15 protein-coding genes and 1 pseudogene are annotated in these 14,762 nt (G+C 42.0%); 5 read left to right on the top strand and 11 right to left on the bottom strand.

The genetic code is table 11. The features are described from left to right. Nucleotides 1–7: 7 nt before the first annotated feature. Nucleotides 8–259, bottom strand: a complete 252-nt coding sequence (locus ABF638_RS32490) for an AlbA family DNA-binding domain-containing protein (RefSeq protein ID WP_435026958.1) — start codon at nt 257–259, stop codon at nt 8–10. 81 nt (nt 260–340) lie between these two features. Then, nucleotides 341–919: a leucyl/phenylalanyl-tRNA--protein transferase gene (gene aat, locus ABF638_RS32495; RefSeq protein WP_435026959.1), complete on the bottom strand. Its 579-nt coding sequence runs from the start codon at nt 917–919 to the stop codon at nt 341–343. Between the two features lie 100 nt (nt 920–1,019). Between aat and ABF638_RS32500 the strand changes: the two genes are divergently transcribed. Continuing rightward, nucleotides 1,020–1,349 (top strand): hypothetical protein, encoded by a 330-nt coding sequence (locus ABF638_RS32500; protein ID WP_012410384.1) that lies wholly within the window; start codon nt 1,020–1,022, stop codon nt 1,347–1,349. Nucleotides 1,350–1,419: 70 nt separating this feature from the next. Here the strand turns inward: ABF638_RS32500 and rpsN are convergent, their stop codons facing one another. The 5 genes from rpsN to ABF638_RS32525 all read right to left on the bottom strand — a co-directional run bounded on the left by rpsN (nt 1,420) and on the right by ABF638_RS32525 (nt 5,678). Beyond that, nucleotides 1,420–1,722 carry a 30S ribosomal protein S14 gene (gene rpsN, locus ABF638_RS32505; protein WP_012410383.1) on the bottom strand — a complete coding sequence of 101 codons (303 nt, stop codon included), beginning with the start codon at nt 1,720–1,722 and terminating at the stop codon, nt 1,420–1,422. Nucleotides 1,723–1,798: 76 nt separating this feature from the next. Further along, nucleotides 1,799–2,488, bottom strand: coding sequence for an endonuclease III (nth, locus tag ABF638_RS32510; RefSeq protein ID WP_435026960.1), 690 nt, complete (start codon nt 2,486–2,488; stop codon nt 1,799–1,801). Continuing rightward, nucleotides 2,464–3,564, bottom strand: coding sequence for an RIP metalloprotease RseP (gene rseP, locus ABF638_RS32515; RefSeq protein ID WP_435026961.1), 1,101 nt, complete (start codon nt 3,562–3,564; stop codon nt 2,464–2,466). The genes nth and rseP overlap by 25 nt, the downstream gene beginning before the upstream one ends. Before the next feature lie 124 nt (nt 3,565–3,688). Next, nucleotides 3,689–4,969 carry a serine--tRNA ligase gene (gene serS, locus ABF638_RS32520; protein ID WP_435026962.1) on the bottom strand — a complete coding sequence of 427 codons (1,281 nt, stop codon included), beginning with the start codon at nt 4,967–4,969 and terminating at the stop codon, nt 3,689–3,691. A 130-nt stretch (nt 4,970–5,099) separates the two neighbouring features. After that, nucleotides 5,100–5,678, bottom strand: coding sequence for a DUF3611 family protein (locus tag ABF638_RS32525; RefSeq protein WP_181930989.1), 579 nt, complete (start codon nt 5,676–5,678; stop codon nt 5,100–5,102). Between the two features lie 810 nt (nt 5,679–6,488). On the opposite strand from ABF638_RS32525, the gene ABF638_RS32530 reads away from it, so the two are divergent. Both ABF638_RS32530 and ABF638_RS32535 read left to right on the top strand, forming a co-directional pair. Beyond that, on the top strand, nt 6,489–6,836 hold the full coding sequence (locus ABF638_RS32530) for a PadR family transcriptional regulator (protein WP_069071351.1): 348 nt from the start codon (nt 6,489–6,491) through the stop codon (nt 6,834–6,836). A gap of 155 nt (nt 6,837–6,991) precedes the next feature. Continuing rightward, a complete protein-coding gene (locus ABF638_RS32535; protein ID WP_181930987.1) occupies nt 6,992–7,522 on the top strand; it encodes a cofactor assembly of complex C subunit B in 531 nt (176 codons plus the stop codon). A 449-nt stretch (nt 7,523–7,971) separates the two neighbouring features. Here ABF638_RS32535 and ABF638_RS32540 read toward each other — a convergent pair whose 3' ends face one another. Next, a complete protein-coding gene (locus ABF638_RS32540) occupies nt 7,972–8,289 on the bottom strand; it encodes a DUF3155 domain-containing protein (protein ID WP_041566316.1) in 318 nt (105 codons plus the stop codon). Nucleotides 8,290–8,574: 285 nt separating this feature from the next. Here ABF638_RS32540 and ABF638_RS32545 point away from each other — a divergent pair, with 285 nt between their 5' ends. After that, on the top strand, nt 8,575–9,930 hold the full coding sequence (locus ABF638_RS32545; protein ID WP_435026963.1) for a sensor histidine kinase: 1,356 nt from the start codon (nt 8,575–8,577) through the stop codon (nt 9,928–9,930). Nucleotides 9,931–9,953: 23 nt separating this feature from the next. Here the strand turns inward: ABF638_RS32545 and ABF638_RS32550 are convergent. From ABF638_RS32550 to ABF638_RS32560, 3 genes and pseudogenes are all read right to left on the bottom strand, one after another. Beyond that, nucleotides 9,954–10,861, bottom strand: a pseudogene (locus ABF638_RS32550) (IS982 family transposase). A 180-nt stretch (nt 10,862–11,041) separates the two neighbouring features. Beyond that, entirely contained in the window at nt 11,042–12,283 is a 1,242-nt protein-coding gene (locus tag ABF638_RS32555) for an S-layer homology domain-containing protein (protein WP_435026964.1), read from the bottom strand. Between the two features lie 479 nt (nt 12,284–12,762). Next, nucleotides 12,763–13,482 (bottom strand): conjugal transfer protein TrbI, encoded by a 720-nt coding sequence (locus tag ABF638_RS32560; protein WP_435026965.1) that lies wholly within the window; start codon nt 13,480–13,482, stop codon nt 12,763–12,765. Between the two features lie 595 nt (nt 13,483–14,077). Between ABF638_RS32560 and ABF638_RS32565 the strand changes: the two genes are divergently transcribed. After that, complete coding sequence (locus ABF638_RS32565) at nt 14,078–14,353, top strand: hypothetical protein (RefSeq protein WP_181930984.1); 276 nt, start codon at nt 14,078–14,080, stop codon at nt 14,351–14,353. The last annotated feature ends 409 nt before the right edge of the window (nt 14,354–14,762 follow it).

The raw sequence follows: 14,762 nt of genomic DNA on the forward strand, positions 1-14,762 counted from the left end.
GGGGGATCTAAAACTTTTGATACCGACAAGAGGACTTTTCAAACAACCTCTTAGAAAGCCCTTCAACCTCAAGCATATTATTTGACTCTTTGACGCCCAACAGAATCCACCCACCATTGGTATTGGCAAATGCACTGACTGTCTCCCACAGACTTTTAGGTATACCGCCTTGGGCTAATTTGACTTCGACTTCTAGCGTTTCACTACCTTGCAATCGCTCAATAAGAGTGGCAATGAAGTCAGTAACAGCAGTATCCATAGGCATACTTACTTTTATCCACGGTTGACACGATAATTGCGAGAGTTTAACACAAATAAGTAGTTACAAACTTTAGTCTGACTAAATTATTAGAGAACATGGACGGTGTAATGCTTGCTTTAGTAAAACTTGATATTCTTTATCCCCAACCCGATAAGCACCAAACCTCTCCAAGTGAGGATTCATCATTTGGGCATCAAAAAATACAAATTCCTTCTGACGCAATCTCTCCACCAACTTGACCATCGCTACCTTTGAACCTTCGGGAATGCGGTAAAACATCGACTCGCCAATAAAAGCCCCACCAATAACAATCCCCAAAATTCCCCCGGCTAGTTCGTCACCTTGCCAAGTTTCAAAACTATAAGCATAACCACTCTGGTAAAGTAGCCAGTAAATCTTTTCCAATTCTGGTGAAATCCAAGTTGTCTCTCTGTCTGCACACCCAGCCACCACAGCTTGGAAGTCCCGATTAATAGCCACGGTAAAGCGTTCTTGATTCAAAACGCGCTGCAAAGACTTGGGGTAGCGAAACCGTTCATCCAAAGGAATCAAAGTTCGATCGCGACTTCCGTACCAACTCAGGCGATCGCGTTCATCAGCCATGAGAAAATAGCCTTGTGCATAGCCCTCAACAATAGCGGCGATATCATATTGCATAAATAAATATAAAAAAACACTAGAGAAACGCAATTTGATGCTAACAGTCAACCTCAGCGTTCCTCTGCGTTTCCCTCCGCGTCCCTCTGCGTTAAAAAAAATGACTCAACCAATTCCACCCATCACCCTACCACCCCCTGAAAATCCGTTGCTCGAAGGTGAATGGTTACGAGAACGCTTACAACGGTGGCTAGATACAGAATTTATCCCCGAAGCAGTAAACCAAAATATTGCCCAACGAGCCGCACAGATTTTTGTGCGTCAACGGATGGAAGGAGAAAATGACCTTGGTTCTCTGGTAATTGCCATTGTCACAGAGATGCAGTCCTATGATTTTTCCAATAGCTTCTACGGAGAGTTTGCGATCGCCAACGCCGTCAGCGATCTACTCTTAGAAAGTCTGGGAATTGATAAATGTTGTGGTCAATAATATTTTGTCATTTGTCCTTTGTCATTAGTCCTTTGTTATTTACCAATGACTAATGACTAATGACTCTTGACTACCAACTAGACTTAACAACTCCAGGCAAAAGACCTTCATGCGCCCATTCCCGTAGCACGTTCCGAGACAACCCAAAATCGCGGTAAACACCTCTAGAACGACCAGTCAACCAGCAACGGTTGCGGTGGCGGGTGGGCGCACTATTCCGGGGTAGCTGTTGAATCTTCCGGTGGATTTCTAGCTTATCCAAAGGAGATGCTGCACTTCTGAACTCTTCCAAAAGAGCTTCCCGCTTGTCAGCATACTTTTCTATCAACCTGGTGCGCTTTTTCTCGCGCTCAATCATGCTCTTTTTCGCCATATATTCTCTAAATTATTTAAAGACACCGTTCTCCATTCTACAGTCTCTCCATCAATTCTGGGGTTACTTGTGTCGCTTACCCTACAACCACTGGCTTATTCACAGCAGGACATAAATCGGCAAGCTCACAAGCAATACAGGCGGGAGAGCGGGCTTTACAAATAGCACGACCGTGATAAATCAGCCGAATTGACCAATTTTCCCAATCAGGCTGAGGCAATAAACCCATTAAATCTTGCTCAATCCGAACGGGGTCTTTTGCTTCAGTTAAACCCAAACGTCCGCTGAGGCGCTTGACGTGAGTATCTACTGTCACGCCAGCATTAATGCCATAAGCATGAGCCAAGACTACATTTGCTGTCTTCCGCGCCACACCTGGAAGCTTTAACAACTGTTCCATTTGGTTGGGAACAACAGAGTCAAATTCAGTAACAATCATCCGACAGGCGGCTTGAATGTTTTTGGCTTTATTGTGATAAAACCCAGTTGAACGCACCAAACTTTCTAATTCTACTAAGTCAGCGATCGCTAAACTCTCAGCATCAGGAAACTTACCAAATAAAGCTGGTGTCACCTTATTCACTCGCTCATCAGTACATTGAGCGGAGAGAATGGTTGCTACCAACAGTTGTACTGGCGTTGAGTAGTTTAAAGAGCAAGTAGCATCTGGATAAAGACGCTTCAGACGAGCTAAAATTTCTAGCGATCGCTGCTTTTTAGATAACGATTTGCGGGTAATACTCACTGAAACAATCTTTGTACCCATTCCAATTGGCTAGTTAACTGGGTGGTTTCTTTGACTATCAGAAAAATTCCTAACCCTAAAAGTAGCACCAAACCTGTTTGCATTACACCTTCTTGAATGCGACTAGGCACAGGCTTACCGCGTAAACCTTCAATCAGCAGAAAAGCGAGTTGTCCACCATCCAAAGCTGGCAAAGGCAAAATATTGATAATAGCCAAGTTAATGCTGATAATTGCGGCAAAAGACAACAGATTTACACTATTGTCCTCAGCTAACTTTGCACCTATTTTGACAATATTAACTGGCCCAGAAACTTGTCCGGCCGTTTGTTGAAAGTTGGTAATCAACTGGCCAAAACCGCTGAGTGTACCAACAAATAATTGTTGAAACCTGTTAGCAGCAAGACCGAAAATTTCAAAAGGACTATTAGGACGGCGATAAGTTGCTGTAGCATTTGGACTAAGTGCCACACCAACTACACCTTTGCCATCGGCTCCTAGTTTTGGTGTTAATTTCAGGGTTTGTTGTTGGTTTTCACGCAGAATTTTCAGTTCGATTTGCTGATTGGGATGAGTTTGAATCTCTTTTGTCAGCAAAGGAGTTGACTGATCAGAAGCCGGGAGTTCCTGACCGTTCACAGCCAGAATAATATCTCCTTCCCGAATTCCTGCTTGGTATGCAACAGATTCTTGATTAACAGGCTGTACAAGAACACCAGCTTGATAGTTTAATTCCTTGGGAATACCAACAATACCCAATTGCAGAGCCAACACTAAGTAGGCAAATATTAAATTTGCGATCACTCCGGCACTGATGACGATCGCCCGGTCTAAAACTGGACGGTTACGCAGCAGATTTGGGTCATTGGGTGGAATATCGCTATCGGGGTCATCATCTGGAAAGCCCACAAAGCCGCCCAAGGGAAAAGCGCGGACAGCATATTCGGTTTGTGAACCTTGGTACTTTAAAAGAACTGGGCCAAAACCCAAAGAAAAACGGTTAACGAGAATGCCTTGAGAACGTGCTGCAACAAAATGTCCCAGCTCGTGTACCAAGATCAAAACAGCCAAGACTGCGATCGCTGCTAAAACTGACATAGAGCAAATTAGTGAAAATATTAAGCTATAGTTATCTCCATTCTAATTGGGCATTGAGTATTGGGTATTAGTCATTGGTCATTGGTCATCGGTAAATAACAAAGGACAAATGACTAATGACAAACTATAAAACTTCACGTCCCAAGTAAGGTTGCAACGCTTCTGGTATCCTCACCGTCCCATCAGGTTGTTGATAATTCTCCAAAATTGCTGCCATCGTCCGTCCCACAGCCAAACCCGAACCATTGAGGGTATGTACGAACTGAGTGCCTTTCTTCCCCGCCTCTTTGAAACGAATATCAGCCCGTCGCGCCTGAAAATCTATAGTATTAGAACAGCTAGAAATTTCGCGGTATTTGCCAGAAGAAGGCAACCAAACCTCTAAATCATAAGTTTTGGTAGAGGCAAATCCCAAATCCCCAGTACTTAAATTTACTACTCGATAAGGCAACTGCAATGCCTGTAAAATTGCTTCTGCATTCCCCACCAATTTCTCCAATTCATCAAAAGACGTACTGGGTTCGACAAATTTCACCATTTCCACCTTATTAAATTGATGGAGGCGAATTAATCCCCGCATATCGCGCCCATAACTACCAGCTTCACGGCGAAAACAGGGAGTAAAAGCACAGTGGTAAATAGGTAAGTTTTCAGCAGCGAGAATTTCACCACGGTAGAGATTTGTAACTGGAACCTCCGCCGTAGGAATCAGCCATAAGTCATCATCAGCACATTTAAAGCTTTCTTCCGCAAACTTGGGTAACTGACCGGTCGCTGTCAAAGACTCAGTATTCACTAACAGCGGCGGACTGACTTCCACATACCCAGCTTGAGTATGGAGAGTCAGCATAAATTGAATTAATGCCCTCTCCAATGCCGCACCAGCACCTATCAATGTCACAAAGCGACTTTGGGCAACTTTTACAGCTCGTTCAACATTGAGAATACCAAGCTTTTCGCCAAGTTCCCAGTGAGGGAGAATATTAGGATTTTGAGGAATGTACTCATCACCCCAACGGCGCACTTCTACGTTATCTTCCTCATTCTTTCCAAGGGGTGTAGAGTCGCTTGGCAAGTTGGGAAGTGCCAACACAAGTTGGGAAATTTCAGCTTTGAGTTCTTTTTCTTGGGGTTCCAGTTGGCTCAATGTAGCTTTGACAGAGTTCCCTTCATCCCGTAAGGCTTGAATTTCTGGGTCTTGAGGATCGATCCCAGATTTAATCTTCTGCCCGACAATTTTACCGATTTCGTTGCTACGGGCTTGGAGTTGACTACGCGTCCCTTCAAGCTCCCGTTGTTGCCGATCTAACTGTAAAATCGGTTCGATGTCGTATTTACCACTACGACTATTCAATCGTTCTTGAACTAATTGCGGATTTTCCCGTATTTGCTTGATATCCAGCACAGATTTTTCTCAGTTTTTAACCTATTATCTACCTGCCAACACATCAGCATATACTGATTTTGAAAGAAGTCAAAAGAATTACTTGATTTTGACTTTTACCTTTTCTGCCGACTCCTCTTTCTAAGGTTTTCTAAGGTCGGTTAATGCGATTCAGTAACCAAAGCGATGCCACAAGCCCTGCAAAATGCGCTGAGACAGTGTTGGTGTTTGCCTGTACAACAAGCATATCTAAACCGCTAATAATTCGGGTAGGGTCAAAAAATTGGGTAGTTATGGCTTGAGGAGATATGGATCTTGCTACCAGTGTTCCAACGATCGCTTGCGCCCCTAAAAGAGTCACCAACGTTCCCCCTAAATTCACCCACAGCCCTAAGCGTAATACTTGCACAGTCTCGCTTTTCCGAGGGCGGTTGCTGGGATTAGAGGATTCCAATTGCTTACCAATTCTGGTGTAACGGTAAGCTAAATAAATGCCCCCACCCAAAACAACCAATCCACAAATTGCTAAAAATACGCCAAAGCCAGTCCCAGGATTATTACTAGGACTGCCAGTTCTTTGATTAAAGATGGCGAACAGCAACACAATTATGCTAGAAACAACGCCTAGTACTAGCTGAATCCAGAAGCTAATCCAACCTGTAAGGCGAAAAGTTTGGGCAATAGCCCGGAGAGTTGAGGAAGATGATGGGGCATCGGGAGTTTGTGACATAGTTCACCAATGTGCTGGGCGCTTGATTAAAGGACACGGGGACGGGGGAATACGGAGACACGGAGAGTTATTTCCCCTCACCTTTGCGTTTCCCCATCTTCTTTCTGACTTTTTATGCTATCTGGAAAACCTCTTTCTAAATCTCTTCCTTCTAGGAAACATACTTTGAATTTTCCCCTTCCCGCATTGGGAAGGGGTTTAGGGTATTAGGTTAATCGTTAGCTTTTCCATATAACGTGAAAAGTCAGGTCTTCTTTCCCCCCGCCTTTAGGTCTTCTTTGATCAATTTACTATCACGCTTGCCAAATGACACAAGAGATTCTCTTGTTGAAAAAATTAATAATGGTTACTGCTTAAGTGTTTCCACTGCCGTAGCAGCTTTAACCCAGACATTTCCCCTAGCGTAAGCTTTTAGAATTCGCATTGGGAAAATCACTGTAAAACAAAGTGTTTATTAACTTTTACAGACAAAATAGCATTTTACCTGTAAAATTTCTTCGATGGCATTTTATTGCTTAAGCGGTTCTAACTAGTTCGGCATCACTTGACACCAAGATAGTGAGGTCGCAACTATCTGTTCGCTCCTCACCACACTGTATCGAGCTTGGGTAGGAATACATTATTTTCTGCCCCTAAAACTCGCAAACCCGTCCCACAACTTCACAGGTGTGGGTGATTATTTGGTGTTTACACAATGGATATCTAGTCTAAGTAGCTTTATCTGTATTACTCACTTGGTAGTAGCACTGTATACTGACTACAAGGATTGTAGACCTTACCATAAGGCATTTTTTTAGCCATTCACTAACCATGAAACTTGAGGATATATATCAATTCTTTGAAAATCCTCCGCCAACTTACCTTTGTCAAGAACTAGCAGTTTGTTACATCCTGTCTGTTTTATTACAAGGTGAATCCTACGGAACCGAGTTGATCGAGCAATTAGAAACTGAATATCCCATCTACCGGCTTTCAGATACCGTACTTTACAGTGCAATCAAATTTCTGGAAGATCAAGGGGCAATCACTGGATATTGGAAGAAACTCGAAGGACGGGGACGCCCCAGGCGTATGTACCAAGTTTCTCCCGAATGGCAAGTTCAAGGTCAGGATTTAGCTTTTCTTTGGCAAGACTACATCAATAGGAGGACAAAGTAATCCGATTTTGGATGTTGGATTTTGGATTTTGGATTGTGGAAGAGTCCCTAATAATTGCTTTTTGGCGCTCCATTTGTCGCAATCGTTGTTCAAATTGGTATAACGAATAATTGATAATGAATAAGTCTCCTCCAGTCAAACACTAACAATTAGTTATGGATACTGCTATTCTGCCATCTACGTTCCTGTTAACCTTGTTGTTATCCGTTGGGCTGTTTTTCTTTATTCGTGCCTCGACTAAAGACCGCATAGAAACAGCGCAACTGGTATCTGAGCAAGACGAAGCTGTTTTAATGTCTCAATTAAAAGAGTATTTTCGCTCGCGGTCTTACCGAGTGGCAGCGGTAGACCGAGAACAAAACAAGGTGACTTTTGAAGGTAATGTTCGCCCCAGCTGGTTCTTAGCTATATTTCTAACTTTACTGGCAGCTATTGGGATTGTTTGTCTATCTTTGGTGGTATACCTGCTTTTTCCTGGACTTAGTACCATTGTTCTGGCTATGGTACTGCTGTCGCCTTTAAGTGGTCTATTTTATTGGAAAAAATCTGAAAGACTTGAGAAGGTTTCGCTCAAAGTAGAAACAACTCAGAGCGAACAAACCTCCTCAAGTAAGATAACCGTAGTTGCCCATCGAGATGAACTCAGTGAGTTACAGAGGACTCTACAGCTAAAGCCTGGGATATAATTGTTGATTTTTGTGACCATCTTTTAACTATGATATGCAGACTTCTGACCTGACCTACTCTTTAGGCAATGGAAAGTAGGAAGGAGGAAATCAAGACTGCTGCTTTGTCAGTTTTCCCCACGACACAAGTTGTGGGGAAAAAATTTAAATTAATTAACTTAAATTCATTGACAGAGCTTGCCTAACAATCTACGGCATAGAGCGCAACTTCACTAGCGCTTTTAAACGCGCTTGGCTCTATACCTACTCCCTTCTGCATCATCAAAATAGTATCAACCCATGCAATCTAGCGTGGCTTGAGACAAGTTTACTTTCCAACTACCTGGACTAGACTGACTGGCAAATCAGCTACAAACTAAAAAAAAATTAAATTTTGCATAAACTTAGCAATTTTGCCAGTTAATGATAGTCAGGAGCCACACTCAATGCTTAAGATGACCATCTATGGTTCACCGACTAGCTAAAGCAAGAGGTTCTTGACCTGGCGAAGGTTCTAACACCCTCAAGCTAGGAAACAAGAAATGGTTTTCCTCTACGTATTGAGCACCAAACAGTCCCTTTTCTGCCCAGAAATAACGATCTGTGGTGTGTTCATTTCGCTTTACGAGTAGCAATGCCGGTGGCAAAATCCCTTCAGCTTGAATGAATCTTCTCGCTGCTGTCACAGGCTTTTCTTCGCCACTTTCGATGCTATATTGAGGCACATGTTCCAAAATTCGCCGTCCTTCCTGACGACGACGACTCTTCCTTTTGCGTCTCCTTGCCAATCTATTGTCCTCCTCTTTCAAGCTATAGATTGTAGTGATAGCTACAAAATCCGTCGTCATTATATAAGTTCTAGTTCAAAATATCAATACTTTTTAACCTTTTCATGTAAGAAAGTTAATATCTTTGAACATAGATAAAACAAAACCACCTAAAGATATAATCCCCTGGTACAAACCATCTCTGAGAAAATTTTAGTTAAGCTTTATTAAATGAGTGAGGTAAAAATTAAGTATCCTCTCTTACATCATGCCTCAAAATCTGTAATCTTGAGCAAGAGCTAAAAAATGTTAATGTCTGCCAGTTCCGATTTTCTTGCTCTATGTCGAGAGCAAATAGCGCTACTAACCCAAGGGCTGGGAGCAACTTTAAGTATTGTGTACCTAACACAAGAATTGGTAGAGACTCCTTCAGGCGATGCAAAACTTATTCCTGTGGTGATTTATCCGGAAACAGCATTATTACCGCCAGGGGAGGTAACTGCTGAGGCGACAGCACACAAGCAGCTTCAAGTTGGAAATGTGTTTGTATTACCCAATGATCAGAGAAAATTATTGACAGCAGGATCAGAATCTCCAACCTCATCACAGGGTTCGGAGATACCAGATGCATCTCAACCCCATCTCAAAGAGGAATACCTATTTAGTGGAAACCAAATTGTTTTACCTCTAATTTATGAGGGTGTGATGATGGGCTTACTGGTGACAAGTAGGCAAGACCGGGCATGGAATGAAAACGAGGAAAGTCAGATTCAACGAATAGCTCAAACATTAGCGATCGCTTGTATTTTAGATCAACGACGAGCATGGTTTGAGCAGCAGTTGCGTGAGCAACAAATTCTCCAAGAAAAACAGCGGGATTTGTTAGATAACCTTTTGCATCAGTTTCGTAACCCATTAACGGCGTTGCGGACTTTTGGCAAACTGCTATTGAAAAGACTACGACCAGCAGATGCCAATCGGGATGTAGCAAGTAGTATTGTGCGCGAAAGCGATCGCCTCCAAGAATTACTGCAACAATTTGATCAAGTAATTGACTTGACAGAGGCAGATTTAGCACCACTACATCTTGCAGAAGATGAAGTATTTGTAGAAGCAACTATCCAAAAAGACGCTAAACCACCGTTATTATTGCCAGGAACGGGAGATAAAGCAGTTGACTGCTCGCTAGCGGATATATTAGAACCATTATTAATATCAGCCAAAGCGATCGCTCAAGAGCGAAAGCTAAAACTAATAACTGAAATTCAACAAAATTCATCTCTAGTACGTGCCAACGTCAAAGCATTACGAGAAGTATTAACTAACATCATCGATAATGCTTTGAAATACACTCCTACTGGTGGCAAAATTTTGATTCAGGCGGGGCAAGAAAAAGCTAATTTTCAAGGAATTATTATCAGTGACAACGGGCCGGGGATTCCACCCGAAGATTTAGAACATCTTGGAGAACGTCATTATCGGGGTGTACAAGCGCAAACAGAAATCCCCGGCACAGGTTTGGGGTTAGCGATCGCTAAACAATTAATAGAGCAAATGCAGGGCGAAATCGAGGTTTTCAGCCCTGCAATCAACTCTAAGCTAACTTCACCCGATGCGCCGGGGACTACATTTATTATTTGGTTGCCCGAAGTGGAAACTTAGTTAGGAGTTACGTCTAATGTGAATTAAATAGGTTGGGACTGGAAAGTGAGAACATCAATACCAAAACGGCGACGGAGCAATAAACGTAGTGTGTGAGAAGCAATTTTGGCAGCAATATGAACACAAAAGCCATCAACAGTTTTGTTGAGTAAGCGTTCTTTCCTTACGACCAGTGTTTTGAATTTCGTGAAAAACACCTTCCACACGCTGACGAACACGACTGATAAAGCGCTTCAAAGCATGGGAATGTTGAAGATGCTGGTTATCGCGCTTTAGTGTCCAGATGCGATTACCAGTGCGATGAGCGATCGCAGCCTGCCAATCAGCAGAGATAAATCCTTTATCTGCGTAAATATCACTCTTATCTAACCATTTCTAAAACACCCTCGGCAGCAATTCTCTCATCTGTATTAGCAGGCACGATATCATAAGCAATAGGAATTCCATTCCAGGTTGACAGCATAACCAGCTTGTAGCCAAAATAACGCATTTCTCTGGCAGCACACCAACCAGGGGTAGCATTGCCCGCAAAATCGCTATATCGCTTGTCACGTTTGAGTCCCAGTATTGGTAAGGGTTTGGTGTCGAGAAGGAAATATTTTTCACCTTCCCCAACCAATTGCTCCACCCAACTGCGGCGTAACTTCTCTAGCATTCCATCCAATTTGCGTAACCGACGATTAAATTGACTTTGGTCAAGTAAATTGGGAAACCATTCTTTGTAATTCCCACGGATAAAACCCAGAAACTGCGTTTCTCCTGGAAATGGCAGATAATCCATAACTAGCAACAGTGTCATGATTTCACTATCGCTCATGCTTGCTTTCACCCCTGGCTTTAGGCGTGTTGTATTTTTTACTTGCTTTTGATACCAATCATCTACCACTACAAAGATTGTCGTTAATAGTGTTCCAAAGTCTATGCTAGTCATGGGGGGAGTCTGAGTTGAAAAGCTGGTAACTTTTATCTTCTTACTTCTCCCGCCTTTTTTTCTAATTCACATTAGGCGTGAGTTAGGAGTTTGAAGTTTGGAGTTTGGAGTTTTCAATTAAAAACTGGCTTCAATTTATAACTCCTCACTCCTAACTCCTAACTCCTAACTAACTCATAACTATCTTACTGAAACCAACAAGTTTTGATTGATTGTCATTTGTAGATCGGTATCTGGGTCAATTGCTACTAAGTCAACGCTATTTCTGCCGAAGAACAGACCAATCAATGCACCGATACCAGCGCCACCCAAGACTTCTTCTGTGGCAATGGCGCGATCGCCTGTGACAGCAGATACCGCCGCAGCTGCACCTGCGCCCAATACGGTATTTCTGATAATTGAACCAGTACTAGTACCTTTGTTGACGGTTTCAGTTTTGGTAATCACGTCAGAACTAGCGTTAAGTTGATACTCTTGACCACTGGTCAAGACTAGTTTCTCGGCAACGAATTGAGAACCGCCTGTAGCAGGTTTGAGTTGACCAATAACTTGACTACCAGCAGGAATCACTACAGATCCGTCTTGCGTAACTACGTTTTGGGATACTGTCAATGTCAAAGGCGCTGTTTCGTCCTTTGTAACCAGAATTTTTTCTGCCTTGTCATACTTCACAGGAATAGCAGTCCCTTGGGGAATTGTGACTGATACAGGTGTTGGGGTAGTAGACCCAAGAGCCACGACATAGGGCGAGTTAATTGCAGAGGCTTGATTAGAACTAACTAATGCTTGATAGATAAAAGCTGCTACTTGAGCGCGAGTGGCGGTTGCAGTTGGATTCAGGAAGTTCACATTAGGATAGTTCACCACAATTTGCTTTTCAGTTGCAGCTGCGATGGGGCTACGGGCATAGCTAGCGATGTTAGAGGCATCATTGAAGTATTGCAGAGTGCTTTCAGTATTGCCGCTGGGACTATATTCCAGACCGTTCGCAAGGGAAACCAAAACTTGTTGACGGGGAATAGCCTGGTTAGGCTCAAAGCGATTTCCAGGATAACCTGACAAGAAACCAATGGTATAAGCTTGCTGAATTGCACTGGATGCCCAATAGTTGCTAGGCACATCAGCAAAATTGATTCCCTGCCGTTGCGGTGCTTTTTGGAAAGCTTTGTTGACCATAGCGGCAAATTGAGCGCGTGTCACCGCTTCTTCAGGGCGGAAGGTGCCATCAGGAAATCCAGCAATTACGCCTCGCTGAGACAATTGTTGAATAAATTGTGCTGCCCAATAGTTAGATGAAACATCAGAAAAAGTAGTTTGAGCAAAAGAAGGTGCAGCTGTAATGAAGGGCGCTACAGTACCAACTGTGACGCTTAAAGCCATGAGTGCAGCTGTTTTAGATTGCCAACGATTTAAGTTAAACATAATGTTTTACTCCAGTTCAATTTAATTTTTTACTTGTTAATTAATTAGACATTTACTAAAGTATAAGGTTCCCAATTTTCTCTGCTTTTTGTAAAAACCATTACCTTAGTCATACAGTCATAATCAAGAAGTCTCTGTCAAACGAAGTAGGTAATAGAAGTAGTAGTCTGTCAAGTTTAAATTGAGGAGTAAACAAGCTCGTACTAAGGACTTCAGTCCTTATTTTCTAAGCACTAAAGTGCTTACTACAAACCCACAAACTAGCTTGAAAAACTAGTAGTGTAATCACCCTATTAACTCTGAACACAATTAAATCAGTGTTCTAATAAATATCAATACTGAGTAAGACGATGCAGAGATAGAATAGTTGCTGATAAATAGATTTTTTATGGTTAAAAGTGAAAGCGATCGCACACTATAGTTAAAGTGGCGATCGCATATAAGGAATGATTAAATTCACAACTTGAATGAAGTTAAATCTAGTAACGAGATGGTGGTACTAAATTCAAGTTAGAATTCAGTGTGAGCCTTAAATCCTGTGCAGGTCTGAGGACAAAAGCATTTCCTTCTTTTTTCCGCAACAGGACACTCGCACCTGCACCCGCAGCTCCACCGAGAACAGGTTTTAAATCGTCAACTCTGCGGTTCCCAGTAATTAGTGAACCTAAAAGACCAGCACCCGCACCAATAGCTGCATCAGTTAAAACCTGACCTGTGCTGGGCCCCTGTGAAACTTTTTGAGTTGTGGTATATGTGCGAGAAGTTGCATTAATCGACTGACGCTGACCATTAGAAAATTCTAATTCTTGAGCGACAAACCTTACGCCTTTTCCTTGGTTATCATCATCTCTTGTATCTCTGGAATAACTATCTAAGTCAACAGATTCTAGCCGTCCATTTACTTTAGTACCAGCAGGAATTAAGACGTTTCTATTTCTGTCGATAATGTCGTTCGCTATTCTCAAGGTTAGAGACTTACTTTCCCCAGGAGCAATAGTGATTGTTTCTTTTTCGTAGGTGACAGGTAAAGCAACACCAGAAGGAATAGTAACGTTTCCATATTGTCCAATTCTGTCTTGCCCAATTCTGTATTGAGCATTAGCAGGAGCCAAGCTCAATAGAGGGCTAATGACGCTTGTAGTAACTGCTATTGCCATAAGTGCAGCAGTTCCAGATTTCCATTGATGTAGGCGAGTCATAAGAGGGTTGTCCTTTGTGTATGTGATGTATTTAATGACGAGGATTCACTGAGTTTGTTTCTGACTGTTTTTGAACCTGTCTATAGGCGTATTCCGCAGATAAAAGTACTTATATATGATCGTAAGTCTGTGCGATCGGATAGGTGCAGCCCGTCATAGACATCGCTCCTCAGAATTTGTCTTCTGCTAATGTGTGTTACTCAAATCAGAAGCAAGACACTCATAAGACGTAAAATGAGTATCATTTTGTTCCCAAATGCTGTTTTATTACTTATGTTCACATATCTAAGCCATTGATATAGAGGGGAATGGTCTGACTGTGAACTCTTACTTCTATTGTAGATTAATTTGCTAGGACTTGGAAAATATTATCGCTTTCTTTTAGAAATGCTAAAGTCAATTTATAGAGTAATCCTTAATGTCAGCGAGTGAAGCGCAATACTTGATTATTAACGCACTTATTACTCTCGGTTTACTTGGTAATAGGTTCTATGATGAAGATAGTGGCAATTGGTACATAAAGATACCAGCCCAGTCTTACCGCTACGGTTTTACAAAAGGGTGATATTGTTCCGATTAGTTGGGACTTGTAATTATGGCAAATTGGACTGAAAAGCAAAAACAAAAGTATGCTAGGTTCCAAGAAATTTTAGAAATTGGGAAACAGCGTTATGTGGATGCTGGTGGTAATCCTCAACGTTATCGAGTAGGTTTCAAAGGTCAAGATTACTTGACAGATGAAGAGAGAAAAGAAGCTACCAAAATCATGCGGCAAATGTTTGGTATTTCCATCACAAATGGTTATGTCTATTGTCAAGGGTCTTCTTGGCAATTGCCTGAGAATTCGCTATTAGGTAAAAAGCAAGTTTAATAGCAACATACAGGTAACGAATATAACTAATTATTGACCTGTGTTACTGAAAGATAATGGGTATTTAAGATTGCTGCTGACGCTGTTTAATCTCTGCGATCGTTAATAGCAAAGTATCTTCTATTTGCTGTCAGTACATATATTGGATTGTTGATACCTCGGTCAAGATCAAGCGATCGCAACTAGCCAACTAAAATTATGTTTTGGTGACTAGAATTCGGACAACCATACAATCGAAACCCGCGCTGGCGGGTTTTAATTTTTTAGAATTATTCACAAAAAGCGATCGGCTAAGAGAATTCTCAACTAGCCAATATAGTTCGGTTAAGATTTTGCGATGAAAATTCTAGATCGCAAAGACGCGATAAATCATCACAAAGACGCGATAAATCGCCGTCTCTACAAAAGA

This window comes from Nostoc sp. CALU 1950, assembly GCF_051172895.1.
GTDB classification, from domain to species: domain Bacteria; phylum Cyanobacteriota; class Cyanobacteriia; order Cyanobacteriales; family Nostocaceae; genus Nostoc; species Nostoc edaphicum_A.